Raw genomic sequence first — 17,075 nt, 5'->3', positions numbered from 1 at the left:
CCTTCGGGCAACTTCATGCCCAGACCCAGCTTGAGTCCGTTTTTGGTATCAACCTGGTCGCCCTGGTGGATGGCCAGCCCAAACTGCTCAACCTGAAAGAGTTCCTGGAAGCTTTTATCCGCCACCGCCGTGAAGTGGTCACCCGCCGGACCGTTTATGAGCTGAGAAAGGCCCGTGAGCGTGGCCATATTCTGGAAGGTCTGGCCGTTGCCCTGTCCAATATCGATCCGGTCATCCAGCTGATCAAGGACTCGCCGACACCGGCGGAAGCGAAAGAAAAGCTGATCGCCCAGGGTTGGAATCCCGGCCATATGATGGAGATGGCCGAGCGAGCCGGTGCTGATGCCTGTCGTCCGGATGATCTGCCTGAGGCTTATGGTCTCAGGGATGGACTCTATTACCTGTCGCCAGTCCAGGCCCAGGCCATTCTGGAAATGCGACTGCATCGACTGACCGGTCTTGAGCATGAGAAGCTTCTGTCTGAATACCGTGATCTGCTGGAGAAAATTGCCGAGCTGATCCTGATTCTCTGCGACCCAATGAAGCTGCGTGCGGTGATTCGGGAAGAGCTTGAGCAGGTTCGGGATGAGTTTGGTGATGAGCGCCGTACTGAAATCACCAGCTCCCGTCGTGACTTGACGGTAGAAGATCTGATTGATGAAGAGGATATGGTGGTCACCCTGTCCCACGGTGGCTATGCCAAGACCACGCCCCTGGATACCTATCAGGCGCAGCGTCGTGGTGGTCGTGGTAAGTCAGCGGCTTCCGTCAAGGAAGAAGATTACGTCGAGCACATGCTGGTGGCTAACACCCATACCCAGATCCTCTGCTTTTCCAGCAAGGGTAAGGTCTACTGGTTGAAGGTCTATCAGATTCCCCAGGCTGGCAGAACCTCCCGTGGTCGTCCGATCGTCAATATTCTGCCGTTGGAACAGAATGAGAAAATCACCGCCATGTTGCCGGTGGATGAATTTACCGAAGGCCATTTCGTCTTTATGGCGACGCTCAATGGTACGGTGAAGAAGACACCTCTGGAGCAATTTGCCCGCCCGCGCTCTTCCGGCCTGATTGCCTTGGGTCTGGATGAAGGGGATACCCTGGTAGGGGCTGAAATTACTACCGGAGAAAAGCAGGTAATGCTGCTGTCTAATGGTGGTAAGGCGGTTCGCTTTGAGGAGACCGATGTTCGAGCCATGGGCCGGACAGCCCGGGGTGTCCGTGGCATGAAGTTGCCCGAAGGCCAGCGGATCATCTCCCTGATTATTCCGGAGGAGGAAACCCAGATTCTCACCGCCAGTGCCAAGGGTTACGGTAAGCGAACTGCCGTTGATGAGTTCCGACTCACCAGTCGTGGCGGTCAGGGGGTTATCTCCATGCAGTGCACTGAGCGTAATGGTGAAATCGTGGGTGCTATCCAGGTGAAGAGTGGTGAGCAGATTATGCTGATTTCTGACCAGGGAACACTGGTCAGAACCGGGGTTGATGGTGTCTCTTCATTGGGTCGTAATACCCAGGGTGTTACGCTGATTCGTGTCTCTGAGGGTGAAAAGCTGGTGGGTGTTGCCCGTGTTGAGGAGCCGGAAGCTGTCGATGCGCCTGAGCATGAGGCAGAAGCTTCCGGTGAGGCTGAAGGGCAGGTTAATCCCCTGGCCAGCGAAGGGACGGAGGAATCCTGATAGTTTATAAGATCGCCAGCCCAGTGCTGGCGTTTTTAATCATATGACCTTCACTCACTCAGAGTGAAACCAACAATTTGTACGTAATGATCAGGGTAGACTGCCGTTTATTGGAGAGGGTGTTATTGTGAAGCATCTTGTTAATGATGGTGTAAATGATGGTGTAAATGAAGTTCTGGCGCAGCTGGATGGTCGGGTTTACAATTTTTCAGCTGGACCTGCACCGCTTCCCCATGAGGTGCTTCAACAGGCCCGGGATGAGATGATGAACTGGCAGAATGTGGGTGCTTCTGTGATGGAGGTGAGTCACCGTGGCAAGGCGTTTCTCGCGGTTGCCCATGAGGCTGAAAAAGACCTGCGTGACCTGTTGAAGATTCCTGACAATTATAAAGTGCTTTTTCTGCAGGGAGGCGCCCGGGGGCAGTTTGCGGCTGTGCCACTGAACCTTAAAGGCGATAAGACTTCGGCTGACTATGTCAACAGTGGTTACTGGGCTCAGTCCGCTATCAAAGAAGCTCAGCGCTATCTGGATGTGAATATTGTTGCTGATGGCAAGGACAGGGCCTTTAATGCCATGCCTGCCGAAGACCAGTGGCGGATGAGTAAAGATGCCGCTTATTTGCACTATACGCCCAATGAGACCATCGGTGGTCTTGAGTTTTCATCGATACCAGAGACGGGTGATGTGCCGCTGGTTGCGGATATGTCTTCCAATATCCTGTCTGGTCCGATTGATGTCAGCAGGTTTGGTGTTATCTATGCTGGTGCACAGAAGAACATTGGCCCGGCAGGCCTTACCGTGGTAATTGTTCGTGATGACCTGCTGGGGCGTGGTTCATTGATGTGTCCTGCGGTATTGGATTACAAGCTGCAGGCAGGCAATGATTCCATGTATAACACACCGCCTACCTTCGCCTGGTATCTTGCCGGCCTGGTCTTTAAATGGCTGAAAAAACAGGGGGGGCTTGAAGCAATCAATGCGCTCAATGAGCGTAAGGCTAACAAACTGTATGCTCAGATTGATGGCTCCGGTTTTTATCAGAACCCGGTAGACCCAAAGTGGCGCTCCCGGATGAATGTGCCTTTTACGCTGATCAGGCCAGAACTGGATGCAACGTTCCTTGCCGAGTCTGAGCAGGAAGGCTTTCGCTACCTGAAAGGACATAAGGCGGTAGGCGGTATGCGGGCGAGTATCTATAATGCAGTGCCAGAGTCACATGTGGATGCTCTTATTGACTTCATGAAAGAATTTGAGCGGCGGTACGGATAATGGCAGAAGAGAAGTTGGGGCAGTTGCGAGTCCAAATTGATTCGCTGGATCAGCAAATCCTTGATCTGATCAGTGAACGTGCGCGATGTGCCCAGGAAGTGGCTCGTGTAAAAACAGAAGCTGACCCCTCTGCCGTGTTTTACCGTCCCGAGCGTGAGGCCCAGATACTTCGTAAAATCATGAAGAAAAATGACGGGCCTTTGAATGACGAAGAGATGGCCCGCCTGTTTCGTGAAATCATGTCCGCCTGTCTGGCGTTGGAAGAGCCGGTCAAGGTGGCTTTTCTGGGGCCTGAGGGCACGTTTACCCAGCAGGCTTCACTGAAACACTTTGGCCATTCTGCGGTTTGTGTGCCCATGGCGGCGATTGATGAGGTATTCCGGGAAGTGGCTGCCGGTGCGGTCAGCTATGGTGTGGTTCCGGTTGAAAACTCCACGGAAGGTGTCGTCAGTCATACGCTGGACAGCTTTATGGACGCTTCACTGAAGATTTGTGGTGAAGTGGTGCTGCGCATTCATCAGCATATGATGATTTCAGAAAACACCCGCCGTGATCATATTACCCGTATCTACTCCCATGCCCAGTCATTTGCCCAGTGTCGTAAATGGCTGGACTCCCACTGGCCAATGGCTGAGCGGGTAGCGGTCAGCTCCAACGCAGAAGCAGCCAAGCGGGTCAAGGGGGAGTGGAATTCGGCGGCTATTGCCGGTGACATGGCCGCAGAGATGTATGGCCTGGAAAAAATTGCCGAGAAAATTGAAGACCGCCCGGACAATTCAACCCGGTTTTTGATCATTGGCAATCAGCCGGTTCCGCCCAGTGGCGATGACAAGACGTCAGTGGTGATCAGCATGCGCAACCAGCCCGGTGCGCTCCATGCGATTCTTGAGCCTTTCCATGTTCACAACATTGACCTGACACGGGTTGAGACCCGCCCATCAAGGACAGGCATCTGGAACTATGTGTTCTTTGTTGATTTTGAAGGTCACCAGGAGGATCCTGTTGTTCGCAAGGTGCTGGACAAGCTGGGTGAACGTGCCAATGATCTTCGGGTGCTGGGATCTTATCCCAAGGGTGTTCTCTAAACGTTGTTGTATTTATAAGCCCACCAGTTTTCAGTATGGAGCTGGTGAGCTTATACCAATCGAACGTTCTAACTCCCAATCATGAAAAATCAATGAATCCGCTGGTTTCTGCCTGCAAGACTCAGACTGACCCTATGTCCCGGTTTTCCCGGAATGGGTATCAGAATTCTTGCTCCATCTGAACGAAACGATCATAGCCAGACAGAATTGCTGTTAATTTTTCTGGATTGACTGTGTTGAGCAGCTCAAGTGTCAGTTTTGCCTGTTTAATGGCTGTACCGATGTCCTCTGGCAGTGCTGTTTCAGGCGGGGCTGACAGATGCTCCGGAAAATAATGCAGAGTCACCTGATCATTCAAATAGTGCAAAGCCTGAAAGAGATGCCCTGTTTCCACGCCCCTCTTACCCAGCTCTGCCAGTTTAATGGAGAGGTAACAAGCTGCAATGCTGCGCCTTTTTTCCGGCTGCTCATAGTCTCCATCTTTGGCCTTTTGGTCGATGTTCCGTAACTCTTCCACGGACAATCCCATGGCTAAACCAATTAAAAACCAGTTATGGCTCAATGGTAAACGGCACAAAAAATCCGGGGTCAACGGTTGTGAACGGGGCGTGGCAGCAACGCTGTCATCATCTGGGCGATAGAGTGGTTTGATGGCCGGTGGCTGTTCAGGATTTAGTTTCTGAAATAAAGACAATTTACGTTCGTTACTTGCAATGCAAACATTTAACTTGTTTTTCAGGCGATTGGTCCCGGCAGCGTTGTGCAGGGCATACAGGATATGTGCCGGAGTCAGCCCGGGCTGACAACGAGTGGCGGCAATCAGTAGATCGTATAGTTGTGAGGGGGTTGCTTCATCGACAAATGATTGTTTGAGAATGCCCTGGCTTATGGGCAATGATACCCCAAGGGCATGACCAATGGCGTCAGCAGGTATTTTGATCCTGCCAAGCTCTTGGGCCAGATAGCAAAGCTGCTCAGCAAATTGGAGTTGATGTTCAGGGCTAGGAGGTACCAGATTTCCGCTCAAGGCCTCAATCAACTGATGGGCATAACTATTGGCCATAATCTCAGGATGGCTTATTATTTTTACCAGCTCATTTGTGGTCATGCGACCCTCTTGTTTATCCAGAATTTTCTTCAGCAGGATCATGGTTGACAGGTGACTGAAGCTCATTGAGGATTTTTGTAAATCCTGATCCATCATCAGTTCCGGATAACCAGCCGCAAAGGCAATTCTTTCCATCGGAACCAGGTAAAGTAGATAATTATCTTGTTCGAAGATCCTGTACAACATGAACAAATCAAGTGGATGATCCAAGGCAGCATCAGCAGTTTTTAAAGCGGGAGGCCATTGAGTCGGGAACCGACTCTGGTCAAAAACAATACCAAAATGTTTACAGTGCAAGTCAATCAGATCAAATCTTGAGATACTCGCCAGCATTGTCAGCAGTTTTTCATGGGTTATGGTCAGTTTTTCACGGATTAGCCCATCTGTCCGATGTAAGGCAGACCAGGATAAATAGTCATGTTGTGCGCATTGCCGGTCATCTACTTTTTTCTGGATCCGGGTAATATCTGCTATTGGAAACCCCAAGTATATCGCAAACAGAATTTGCATTTCGGCGGGTAAGTTTTTGGTAATTTTATCATCCAATTCAGACCACTCTAACCGCCAGTCCAGGTCAGATATCCGGTGATCTTTATTGCCGGACACTCCATGTTCAGGGGGTGGAGCAGCGCTGCTTGCAGTAGTAGCGGAAGGCTCTACTGCTACCACGTTTCGTGTTGCAGAATCGGTAGACGGGTTGACAGTGAATGGCCCTTTCCATGATTTGAGCGTATTTTCACCAGTGGTTGCCACTGCACTGATCGTGGCAGTGGACAATGTCGGCTGGATGGCTAAAGGGGTGGCAACAACAGGACTGACACCCTTCCCCTTAAAAAAATATTCCGGCGATTGGGCAGAAGATCCGGCCATCGGGTTTTCCAACGACTCCGACTTTACCCGGACTGTAGTCGGTGAAATAGCATTCGTGTTAATCATGCAACGCTCTCCACAATTATGATTTGTCGATTTAGCTGTCGTTGTTCGGGTTACGGTCTGATGAGCCTGGAACGGCCATTTCATTACTGGTTGCTGATCATTGCACGAAGCATTTTTAGGTTTTGCGAACCGACAACCGGAACAACCCGGGCCATTAACCGTCCCTGCGCAATGGCTTCAGCGATCCTTTTGGGTAATTTTTTTTCAGGCGGGCCAGCCAGATGCCTTGGAAAGTAGGCCAGTGCGGCTTGATCGTCGAGAATTTTCAGTGCCAGGTAGAGATGGCCTGTTTCCAACCCCTTCTGAGCCAGTATCCTGGATAATGCCGGAGCAGCAAGGCTCAACCTGTCCCGGGCTAGCTGACCGCTTTCCAGTATCATGGAACCAATGCTTTCCAGTTCATCCACCAGCCCCATGGCTAAACCAATCAAATACCAGTTATGGCTTAATGGTATGTGGCGCAAAAAATCCAGGGTCAGCGGTTGCGAGCTGGCAATACTGGTAGAGTTGTCATCTTCCTGCCCATAGAGTGGTTTGGGTTCAGGTAACGCTTCAGGAGGAAATTCATTGAACCAGGGCAAACGTGCCTCTTTTTTTTCTTGTTCTATCCAATCTTTTACCTTATCGGCACAACCGCTGGCACGGCCTGCTGTCTCAATTGCATGGATAATGTGTCCTGGCTTGAGTCCAGGTACGCAGTTGATTGCCTGACTGAGTAAACCCCCGAAGTTGATTTGGGTGTCTCCTTTTACCGCAGCTCTGAAAACAATCTTCTGCACCACGTGCAGCGGTAACCCGAGGGCACGACCAAAATGTTCAGCATTGACCCCCAGCGTTGGAAGATTGAGTGACAGATACTCACGGTGTATCTGCCAATCTGTGTTTTTCCTGGAAAGATAAGTTACTGTATTCCCTTTCAGGGACTCAATGAGCAGGTATGCGCAGTTGATGGCCATAATCTCTGGGTTGCTCATTATTCTGGTAAACTCATTTGTGGTTATGCTTCCACCGTTTTTATCCAGGATTCTCTTCAGCAGGTGTATGATTGCCTCAGGGGTGCCTATTTCAGCGCTTGGTTCAAAATACGGATCATCCAGCAGTTCCGGGTACCCGGCAGCATAGGCCAGTGTTGTGGTCGGAATATTACACAAAAACCAGCTACCCTCTTTTTCCAGGCTCTTATTCAACTTGAAAAAATCCAGTTCATGATTCAGCGCAGCATCCGTATCAGCAGCCTGTACACAGGCAGGCCAGTCAGACAAGAGCCGACTCCGGTCAATGGCAATACCCGACTTTTCGCAATGCAATTCAATCAGATCTGACCGATGGCTATCCGCCAGAACCATGAGCAGTTGTTCATGGGTTACCTTAAGGTTTTTCAGTGTTAAACCGTATGCCAGTAGCTGTGAAGGTGTGAGTGGATCACCATGAGTCAGAAATTCAGCTTGGAACTTATCCAGTTTTCTGTTCGGAATTCCCAGATAAGCAGCGAAAAGATACACATTTTGTAACGTTAGATTCTCAATAATCTGCTGATCCACTTCTCCCCAGTTCACAAAGTCACCGGGTAGTGTTACAGGCAATGGGTCAGGGGCAACAACGGATTGAACACTCCGTGCAGCTATGGTGGTGGATATTATGGATGCCGGGTTGATGGGTTGCGAGCCACTCCTGGCAAGGGAGACAGACTTCCCGGCAAAAGCGGAACCCGGCGAATCGCTTCCTGATTTCCTTTCGACGTTCAATCGTGCGAACTTGGCAACCGGTGGTTCTGATGGATCAGATTGGGGTGGCGGTTGATAACCGGCTGGATTAATCATGAAACTGTCTCCAATAACTATGATTGTGATCCCATTAACTCCCAATTGGATGATTAAACAGAAAAAACGTTCAGTTTTATCGCCAAAAAAATTAAAGTAGAACGCATTGGGAGCTTCTTGCTCTGAAGACGCCATCGCTAACGGTTCTGGCAGGCTGCTTTTGCCTGGTAAGCGTATAAGTAGCTAACCATATGAAATCATATATTTCTGGCTACTTAACCTCAGAAATTTTCCATACCAATAAAAATTGCCACGAGTTGGAAATAGCTTTTTAATCGTCTGAACCGATTGGTGTTTAAAAAACGTTTTCAAGTCCATTAACCCAACTGAAGGTCGAGTTATGTCCTGTGATTTTCTGGAACTGGCGGTACCCGGAGTAAGAGGAATGAGCCCTTATCAACCAGGCAAGCCCATTGAGGAGCTGGCCAGGGAGCAGGGTCTGAAAGTTGAGGATATTGTCAAACTGGCCAGTAATGAAAACCCCCTGGGTCCACCGCCTTCTGCCGTCAAAGCAATGGCCGAATCCCTGGCCGAGCTGGCCCGTTATCCTGATGGCAGTAACTATCAGTTAAAGCAGGCGCTGGCTGAAAAACTGAAGGTGGCGCCTGAGCAATTAACCCTGGGTAATGGCTCTAATGATGTGCTGGTGCTTCTGGCGGAATCGTTTCTGGATGCCGACAGTTCGGCGGTTTTTTCACAGTATGCCTTTGTCGTTTATCCCCTGGCTGTGAAAGCAGTGGGTGCTGAGAGTATTGTGGTTCCGGCGCTTGACTATGGTCATGATCTTGATGCCATGGCTGAAGCGATCAAAGCCAATACCCGGCTGGTGTTTCTGGCAAACCCGAATAATCCCACCGGTACCAGCTTCAGCAAACAGGCACTGTCTGGTTTTCTTGCCAGGGTGCCGGACAATGTCATTGTTGTCCTTGATGAGGCCTATTTTGAGTACGGGGTGGGTGGTGACCTGCCTGATGGCATTGACCTGCTTGACCACTACCCTAACCTGGTGGTTACCCGTACCTTCTCCAAGGCCTATGGGCTGGCGGGGGCGCGGGTTGGTTACTCGATATCCAATCCTGCAATAGCGGATGTGCTGAATCGTTTGAGGCAGCCGTTTAACCTGAACCTTCCTGCCCAGTTCGGCGCGGTTGCTGCGCTGAAAGATGATGCTTATCTGCAGAAGTCCATTGAGATTAATCAGCAGGGTATGGCGTACTTTGAGCAGGGGTTTGCTGGCCTTGGGCTGAACTGGATTCCTTCATCGGGTAATTTTATTACTGTTGACCTCAGGCGTGATGCCATGCCGGTCGATGCCATGCCGGTCTATGAAGGGTTGCTATCAAAAGGAATTATTGTTCGGCCAGTGGCCAATTACGGCCTGCCTGAACACCTTCGTATATCCATTGGCTTGCCGGAAGAGAATCGTCGTTGTCTGGAAGCGTTGAGCCAGGTACTCGCATAGGTCGTAAGGAGTGCGTTCGTGAAAACAGTTGATACACTGCTGGTGGTCGGGCTGGGCCTGATCGGCGGATCTTTTGCGGCGGCGGTTAAAGCTGCCGGGGCGTGTCGGCAAGTGTATGGTTATGATGTGAATAGAGCTTCACTGGAAGAGGCTGAGGCGCTCGGGATCATTGATTATGGCTGCGAAAGCCTCGCCGATGGTATTGCGGCGGCCGATGTGATTATGCTGGCCGTTCCCATGCTGGCAATGAAACCCGTTCTTGAGCAGCTGGCTCCTGACTTGCCCGGTGGTAACCTTGCTGGGAAAGTGATTACCGATGCCGGGTCCAGCAAAAAAGCACTGCTCGATGCCGCGCTTGAGGTTTTTGGGGAAGTTCCCTCCTGGTTAGTACCCGGTCACCCAATCGCCGGGTCAGAAAAAAGTGGTGTCGGCGCCGCAAAAGCTAACCTGTTTCAGGCCCATGATGTCATTCTGACCCCGCTGGAAAATACCGACTCTCTGGCACTGGAAAAGGTGACGATGCTCTGGGAGGCCTGCGGGGCTGTGGTTACCAGTATGGATCCCTGCCATCACGATGAGGTTCTGGCAAAGACCAGTCATCTTCCCCATTTCCTGGCATTCTCTCTGGTGGATACGCTGGCCGGGAACCGTGATAATCAGGATATTTTCCGGTTTGCTGCGGGCGGCTTTCGTGACTTTACCCGGATCGCTGGCAGCGATCCTGTTATGTGGCATGATGTGGCGTTGGGTAATCGTCAGGCGGTGCTGGCAGCCCTGGATGAATTTAGCGAAGGTCTTCAGGCACTGAGGGAAGCGATGGTTCAGAAAAACAGTCAGTCGCTGCTGGGGATATTCAGCCGTGCGCAATCCGCGCGTCAGCATTTCTCTTCGCTCCTTGAGAGCAGAAAGCAGCGGGTGAGGTCATTACCAGGTTCATTAATGGCTTGCCATGGTTTTTCTGGCTCAGTACTGGTTGAAGGTGAAGATACAAAAAAAGAAGTTATGGACAGTATGAAACAAAGTACTCAGACGTTTATTGCCAGCCCGGGAGGATTAATTTCCGGTGAGTTACGGGTTCCCGGAGATAAGTCTATTTCCCATCGTTCTATTATGCTCGGTGCCCTGGCGGAAGGGGAAACAGTTATTGAAGGATTTCTCGAAGGCGAGGATGCCCTGGCAACCCTGAAGGCATTCCGGGATATGGGGGTTCAGATTGATGGTCCCTATCTTGGCAAGGTCACCATTCAGGGTGTTGGCATGCATGGCCTTAAGCAGCCGGAAGGGCCGCTTTATCTTGGTAATGCCGGCACTGCCATGCGGTTGATGGCCGGGTTGATGGCAGCCCAGCCCTTTGATGTTACGTTAACCGGTGATCACTCCCTGTCCGGTCGCCCCATGAATCGGGTTGTGGACCCCCTTGGTCAGATGGGTGCATCCATCGAGACTTCAGAAGGTGATCGTCCACCACTGAAGATCAGGGGCGGTGCACGGTTGAAGGGTATTGAGTATCATCTGCCCATGGCCTCTGCCCAGGTGCAGTCCTGCCTGTTGCTGGCGGGCATGTACGCAGATGGTGAAACGGTGACGGTTGCTCCGGGCATTGTCCGTGACCACACCAGCCGTATGCTGAATGGCTTTGGTTATACGGTCTCTGTCGATGGTGAGAATGGCAGCAGGGTCGCGATTAAAGGAGGGGGCAAGCTGACGGCTACCCGAATCGATGTGCCGGCCGATGTCTCCTCAGCGGCATTCTTTATGGTGGCTGCCTCAATAGCCGAGGGGTCAGAGGTTCGCCTTTCCCATGTTGGCATGAACCCGACACGTTCTGGTGTGGTTGAAATTCTCCAGCTGATGGGGGCAGATATTTCGGTTGACAATGAATCTGTTGTTGGCGGCGAGCCAGTGGCTGATCTGGTGGTGCGTTCAGCGCAGCTGAAGGGTATCGATATTCCCGAGCGTCTGGTGCCCATCGCCATTGACGAGTTTCCGGTACTGTTTGTTGCGGCGGCCTGTGCAGAAGGCAGGACATTGCTCACGGGTGCCCGTGAGCTTCGGGTGAAAGAAAGTGACCGGATTCAGGCCATGGCCGATGGCTTGATTACCCTGGGTATTGATGCACAACCACTGCCTGATGGTATGATGATCAACGGTTCCGGTAATGCTGCTTCTGTAAAGAAGGGGATGCCTGTATTTAACGGTGGCACTATTGACAGTCATGGCGATCACCGTATTGCCATGGCATTCGCAGTCGCTGCCTTGCGGGCAAAGGACGATATCCGCATTCTTGACTGCGCAAATGTAGCGACTTCATTCCCGGACTTTGCCGGTCTGGCAAATCGAGCAGGTATGCGTATTGTGGTAAAGGTAAATACGAGTGAGTGAGTCTCAGACACCAGTGACAGTGGTCACCATTGATGGTCCCAGCGGGTCTGGCAAGGGAACGATTGCAGCCCTGCTGGCCAGAGAGCTTGGCTGGGGGTTGCTGGACAGTGGTGCGTTGTATCGTTTAACCGCCCTGGCGGCGATGAATCATGGGGTTGATTTTGCCGATGAGTCATCCCTGGAGGTTTTGGCGGGCCATCTTGATGTTCAGTTCTTGCCATCAGAAACCGGCGCAGGTCTGACCATTATTCTCGAAGGAGAGCGGGTGGGTGCAAGCCTGCGAACCGAAGAGGTGGGTGCCATGGCATCAAGGGTTGCGGCACTGCCGGGTGTTCGGGCTGCTTTGTTACAAAGGCAGCGTGACTTTGCCGAACTGCCGGGGCTGGTGGCCGATGGCCGTGACATGGGGACGGTTGTGTTTCCCGATGCTGCGCTGAAAGTCTTCCTGACAGCCAGTGCTGAAGAACGGGCAAAAAGACGTTATGACCAGTTGCATCAAAAAGGGATTGATGCTAGTTTTGATCGCCTTTTGGCAGATATTCAGGCCAGGGATGAGCGAGATAGCCAGAGGGCTGTAGCGCCGCTCAAACCTGCCGATGATGCCATCATTCTTGACAGTACCCGAATGAGTATCCAGGAGGTATTCAACAGGGTGCTGGAACAGATGCGCCTGAAAGGACTTTTTTAGGAGTGTCCAGTTTAGAAGTGTTCAGGTGCGTGGAAGTGGGCTTTCCACTTCAATAGGCCAGAGTGCGTTTGTAGGCGGTACTCAACATTTTTTGGAGGTTCGTTTCTGGCGTAAAGCCAGCATTGCAGAATCGGACCTGATTAAAGTAACCCACACCGGCTGGCGGTGTGGATGACAACCAGTGTACGTTATCCGGTTATCATTGGCTGGTTTTTTGCTGATAAGGCAGAGACTTTGCAGAGGCGTACACTGTCACAGGAAAAATCATGAGCGAAAGCTTTGCAGAACTGTTTGAAGAGAGCCTGAAAGAAATCGAAATGAAGCCAGGCGCCATTGTCAGTGGTGTTGTGGTTGATATTGACAGCGACTGGGTAACTGTTCATGCTGGCCTGAAGTCTGAAGGTGTTATTCCAAAGGCTCAGTTCCAGGATGAGAACGGTGAACTGACCATCGCTATTGGTGATGAAGTCCAGGTAGCCCTGGACGCGGTTGAAGACGGTTTCGGTGAGACCCGTCTGTCCCGTGAAAAAGCCAAGCGTATGGAAGCCTGGAAGGAACTGGAAAAAGCCTTCGAAGCTGAAGACGTTGTCAAGGGTGTTATCAGTGGCAAGGTCAAGGGTGGCTTCACTGTTGACGTGGCGACTATCCGTGCGTTCCTGCCAGGCTCTCTGGTAGACGTTCGTCCGGTTCGCGACACAGCGCACCTGGAAGGCAAAGAGCTTGAATTCAAGGTTATCAAGCTGGACCAGAAGCGTAACAACGTGGTGGTTTCCCGTCGCAGCGTTCTGGAAGCTGAAAACAGTGCTGAGCGTGAGCAGCTGCTGGGCTCTCTGCAGGAAGGTCTGGAAGTCAAGGGTATCGTCAAGAACCTGACTGACTACGGTGCCTTCGTTGACCTGGGCGGCGTCGACGGCCTGCTGCACATCACTGACATGGCCTGGAAGCGTATCAAGCATCCTAGCGAAATCGTTAACGTTGGTGACGAAATCAACGTTAAGGTTCTGAAGTTTGACCGTGACCGTAACCGTGTATCCCTGGGGCTCAAGCAGCTGGGTGAAGATCCATGGGTTGCTATTACCAAGCGCTTCCCTGAAGGTGCCCGTGCTTCTGGCCGCGTAACCAACCTGACTGACTACGGCTGCTTCGTTGAGCTGGAAGAAGGTGTTGAAGGTCTGGTGCACGTTTCTGAAATGGATTGGACCAACAAGAACATTCACCCATCCAAGGTTGTTAACCTGGGTGACGAAGTTGAAGTTCAGGTTCTGGACATTGACGAAGAGCGTCGTCGTATCTCTCTGGGTATCAAGCAGTGCAAGACCAACCCATGGGAAGACTTCTCCGGCTCCTTCAACAAGGGCGACAAGCTGGCTGGCAAGATCAAGTCTATCACTGACTTTGGTATCTTTATCGGTCTGGACGGTGGTATCGACGGTCTGGTTCACCTGTCTGATATCTCCTGGAACGAAACCGGTGAAGAAGCTGTTCGTCAGTACCGTAAGGGTGACGAAGTAGAAGCGGTTATCCTGGCGATTGACGCTGAGCGTGAGCGTATCTCCCTGGGTATCAAGCAGCTGTCCGAAGACCCGTTCAATGCCTACGCTGGCCTGAATGAAAAAGGTTCTGTTGTTAAGGGTATCGTTAAGGAAGTCACTGCCAAAGCGGCTGTTGTCGAGCTGGCGGAAGACGTTCTGGCTACCCTGAAAGCTTCTGAAATCAGTGTTGACCGCGTTGAAGACGCAACTAACGTCCTGAAAGAAGGTGAAGAAGTCGAAGCTCGTATCATCAGCATCGACCGCAAGAACCGCAACATCAGCCTGTCCATCAAAGCGAAAGACCAGGCTGATGAAAAAGCAGCGATGAAAGAGCTGCGTACCAAGCAGGACGAAGAAGCTGCTGGTCCGACCACCATTGGTGATCTGATCAAGGCTCAGATGGAAAGCAAGTAATCCATCCTGTTCCTGATTGCTCCCGGGGTGCTTTTGTTCTCAAAAGCTGCCTCTGGGAGTAAAAAAAACCGCGAGTGCTTTTGCCTCGTGGTTTTTTTTTGATTGAAAGGTTTGTGGTGCTGATCGAGCTTTCTAACACCCCAGTTGAGCTAAAGATTTGAGCCTTAATCCTGCACTGGTGATCGTCGCCATAGCTTATGCTATGACTCCTCACGCCGCCTTGTCTTAAGGCTTAAATCTTCATGTTCATCACGGGAGTTAGAAAGCACGATTGGTATGAGATTTGGCCCTCGTATTTCAGTGTTTACCAATAGCGCTATCAGCCGAAGACAAAGGCCGCCGGTATTCTTGTGAAATGTGTGGGGTAATCAAAGGGTTGCTTGATTTCTCGGTGTGGGTTAGCTAGTGTAGAAACTGTCTGATTATTTAAGGCGCTTTTGAACAACGCTTTTAAAAAATAAGCGGTGTCTATCAAGGTCTGCAGGATCTTTTAGACATTCCGGGAATGGCAGGGAAAGGAAAAACGACGATGACCCGGTCTGAATTGATTGAGCGGATTGCCCAGTTGCAACCGCAGCTCTCTATCAAGGATATTGAGCTTGCTGTAAAAGCCATCATTGAACAAATGTCCGATTCGCTGGCCAAAGGTGAGCGGGTTGAGATCAGGGGCTTTGGTAGCTTCTCCCTTCACTATCGTGCCCCCAGAGTTGGGCGTAACCCTAAAACCGGTGAATCTGTGAGCCTTGATGGCAAATATGTTCCCCATTTCAAGCCGGGCAAAGAGCTGCGGGAAAGAGTGAATCGTGGCTTACAGGCAGAATCGGATTAATCGTGAAATAAGTTTATGGTGGACTACGAGTTGACTTTTGTCAAAAGCAGTTTTGCGACAATAGTCGTATGGATAAAGCGTCTTCTGATTTTGGCGCTATTTGTTGTTCTACTGGTGTTTTTTGTCAACTTTACCCTGTCCAATACCGAGCAGATCAGCCTTGAAATGGGTGGATTAGTGATTCCGCCAGTAAGCAGCTCCACGCTGGTTATGGTGCCCTTTGTGCTTGGCGGCTTTGCCGGTTTGCTGGTATCCCTGACGCTGGTTATCCGTTTGCGACTGGCTAATGCCAGCTTGAGAAGAAAGCTGGCGCGGCGTGACGCCGAACTTCAGAAGTTGAGATCCAGTGCCCTGAAAGGGTTAACGGATGCCTGATATTGCTTTATTGGGCTTCATTCTGGCGGCTATCGTCATTGGTTATTTTCTGGGTTGGCGTGATCAGAAGAGAAGGCGAATCGATAGCTCCGGACAGCTTTCCAAAGACTATTTTGTTGGCCTGAATTATCTGATTAACGAACAGACCGATGAGGCTATTGATGTTTTTATAAAAGCCCTGGATATCAATAACGATACGGTGGATACCTATCTGGCCCTGGGCAGCCTGTTCAGTAAGCGTGGAGAAGTTGAAAAATCAATTCGTGTTCATCAGGATCTGCTTGCCCGGCCAAGCCTGACATCAACCCAATCTTTTCAGGTTCAGCTGGCGCTGGCTCTCAATTACTCATCTGCCGGATTGCTGGATCGTGCTGAATCCATTCTGATTGACCTGAGTCGCCAGAATCATGAGCTCAGGGATCAGGCTTTACAACAGCTGCTCCGGGTTTACGAGCAGGAGCGGGAGTGGGCAAAAGCTGTCGATGTTGCAGAAAGGCTTAGACGAACCCGGGGCGATCAATACGCTATTATCCTGGCTCACTATTATTGTGAGCAGTGTCAGATAGCTCTTAACCAGAATGATCGAGTGGCAGCCCGCCGGTTAATTCGTCAGGCGTTTTCCCGGGATAAAAACAGTGTCAGGGCGAGTCTTTTGCTTGGACAAATGGAATTTGATGAAGGGGATCACAGGGAAGCGATTAAAGTGTTGCAGAGAATATCCCTTCAGGATATCAGCTTCATGCCGCTTTCTCTTCCGTTATTGGAAAAATCCTTTGAGCATACGGGGAGTTTGCGAGGGCTTGGGGCTTATCTTGACCGTTGCCTGAATGAGCGTCCCGGTACTGCAATTACCATAGCGATGACCCGGCTATTAATCAGGGAATCCCGAGAGTCGCAGGCGATTGATTTTTTGACTGCACAGCTTGATTGTCATCCCACTTTAAGGGGCTTGAATGAGCTGATTGGTCTTCGTCGTCAGTTTCAAGGTGACTTGCCGGATAATATATTGGGGCTGATTCACCGTCTTACCAACCGGATACTTGAGTTTAAACCGGTTTTCTCCTGTGGTCGCTGCGGCTTTTCCGGAAAAGAAATGCATTGGCAATGTCCCCGCTGCCATCATTGGGGAACAGTGAAACCGATTCAGGGTTTTGAGGGGGAGTAGCTTCAGTATCTTGACTGAAAATAGAAGCAGGTTTTCTATTTGAATAAATTATATCAGGCTCCATTTAAACTGCTATTATCTACGCTGATTTTTCAGTTACTTAATTATTTTGTCATTGGTGAAAATGCACTGAATACTATATGAATCAAGAGTCATATTAATTCTAAGGGGCTAGGAGCCTGTCCGAGAATAGCGTCCGTAGCGAGGATGGCAGCAAATTGAGGATAGAAATTTGTTTTGTGAGGTGAATAGCGGGGCTATTTGCCGAACAAAACGGCATTTTTAGACCAATTTGCTGCCACCGCAGTAGGGCAGTCTATTCTCGGACAGGCT

General features: G+C 50.7%; 12 protein-coding genes. 10 read left to right on the top strand and 2 right to left on the bottom strand.

Annotation, left to right across the window (positions count from 1 at the left end; genetic code table 11):
- The 3 genes from KDK13_RS10165 to pheA form a co-directional block, all read left to right on the top strand.
- A partial coding sequence (locus KDK13_RS10165; RefSeq protein ID WP_306671074.1) for a DNA gyrase C-terminal beta-propeller domain-containing protein occupies positions 1 to 1,676 on the top strand: 1,676 nt, incomplete at its 5' end.
- A gap of 184 nt (positions 1,677 to 1,860) precedes the next feature.
- Entirely contained in the window at positions 1,861 to 2,946 is a 1,086-nt protein-coding gene (serC, locus tag KDK13_RS10160) for a 3-phosphoserine/phosphohydroxythreonine transaminase (protein ID WP_257284866.1), read from the top strand.
- Complete coding sequence (gene pheA, locus KDK13_RS10155) at positions 2,946 to 4,031, top strand: prephenate dehydratase (protein WP_257284864.1); 1,086 nt, start codon at positions 2,946 to 2,948, stop codon at positions 4,029 to 4,031. The genes serC and pheA overlap by 1 nt, the downstream gene beginning before the upstream one ends.
- A gap of 160 nt (positions 4,032 to 4,191) precedes the next feature.
- On the opposite strand, the gene KDK13_RS10150 is transcribed toward pheA, so the two are convergent.
- Together KDK13_RS10150 and KDK13_RS10145 are read right to left on the bottom strand one after the other, a co-directional pair.
- Positions 4,192 to 6,075, bottom strand: a complete 1,884-nt coding sequence (locus tag KDK13_RS10150; protein ID WP_257284863.1) for a hypothetical protein — start codon at positions 6,073 to 6,075, stop codon at positions 4,192 to 4,194.
- An 83-nt stretch (positions 6,076 to 6,158) separates the two neighbouring features.
- Positions 6,159 to 7,895: a hypothetical protein gene (locus tag KDK13_RS10145; RefSeq protein WP_257284862.1), complete on the bottom strand. Its 1,737-nt coding sequence runs from the start codon at positions 7,893 to 7,895 to the stop codon at positions 6,159 to 6,161.
- Positions 7,896 to 8,235: 340 nt separating this feature from the next.
- On the opposite strand from KDK13_RS10145, the gene hisC reads away from it, so the two are divergent.
- The 7 genes from hisC to lapB all read left to right on the top strand — a co-directional run bounded on the left by hisC (position 8,236) and on the right by lapB (position 16,742).
- The gene (gene hisC / locus KDK13_RS10140; RefSeq protein ID WP_257284861.1) at positions 8,236 to 9,357 is read left to right on the top strand and encodes a histidinol-phosphate transaminase; all 1,122 of its coding nucleotides are present in this window, start codon (positions 8,236 to 8,238) and stop codon (positions 9,355 to 9,357) included.
- Positions 9,358 to 9,375: 18 nt separating this feature from the next.
- Complete coding sequence (locus KDK13_RS10135; RefSeq protein ID WP_257284860.1) at positions 9,376 to 11,739, top strand: bifunctional prephenate dehydrogenase/3-phosphoshikimate 1-carboxyvinyltransferase; 2,364 nt, start codon at positions 9,376 to 9,378, stop codon at positions 11,737 to 11,739.
- On the top strand, positions 11,732 to 12,427 hold the full coding sequence (gene cmk, locus KDK13_RS10130) for a (d)CMP kinase (protein ID WP_373692229.1): 696 nt from the start codon (positions 11,732 to 11,734) through the stop codon (positions 12,425 to 12,427). The genes KDK13_RS10135 and cmk overlap by 8 nt, the downstream gene beginning before the upstream one ends.
- Positions 12,428 to 12,693: 266 nt before the next feature.
- A complete protein-coding gene (gene rpsA / locus KDK13_RS10125; protein WP_257284859.1) occupies positions 12,694 to 14,373 on the top strand; it encodes a 30S ribosomal protein S1 in 1,680 nt (559 codons plus the stop codon).
- Positions 14,374 to 14,902: 529 nt separating this feature from the next.
- On the top strand, positions 14,903 to 15,202 hold the full coding sequence (gene ihfB, locus KDK13_RS10120; RefSeq protein ID WP_257284858.1) for an integration host factor subunit beta: 300 nt from the start codon (positions 14,903 to 14,905) through the stop codon (positions 15,200 to 15,202).
- A gap of 15 nt (positions 15,203 to 15,217) precedes the next feature.
- On the top strand, positions 15,218 to 15,577 hold the full coding sequence (locus KDK13_RS10115; protein ID WP_257284857.1) for a LapA family protein: 360 nt from the start codon (positions 15,218 to 15,220) through the stop codon (positions 15,575 to 15,577).
- Positions 15,570 to 16,742: a lipopolysaccharide assembly protein LapB gene (gene lapB, locus KDK13_RS10110; protein WP_257284856.1), complete on the top strand. Its 1,173-nt coding sequence runs from the start codon at positions 15,570 to 15,572 to the stop codon at positions 16,740 to 16,742. The genes KDK13_RS10115 and lapB overlap by 8 nt, the downstream gene beginning before the upstream one ends.
- Positions 16,743 to 17,075 lie beyond the last annotated feature (333 nt).

This window comes from Endozoicomonas sp. SESOKO1 (assembly GCF_024606265.1).
Taxonomy (GTDB): domain Bacteria; phylum Pseudomonadota; class Gammaproteobacteria; order Pseudomonadales; family Endozoicomonadaceae; genus Endozoicomonas.
Note: the sequence above shows the minus strand (reverse complement) of the source record. Positions and strands in the feature narration are given on the sequence as shown.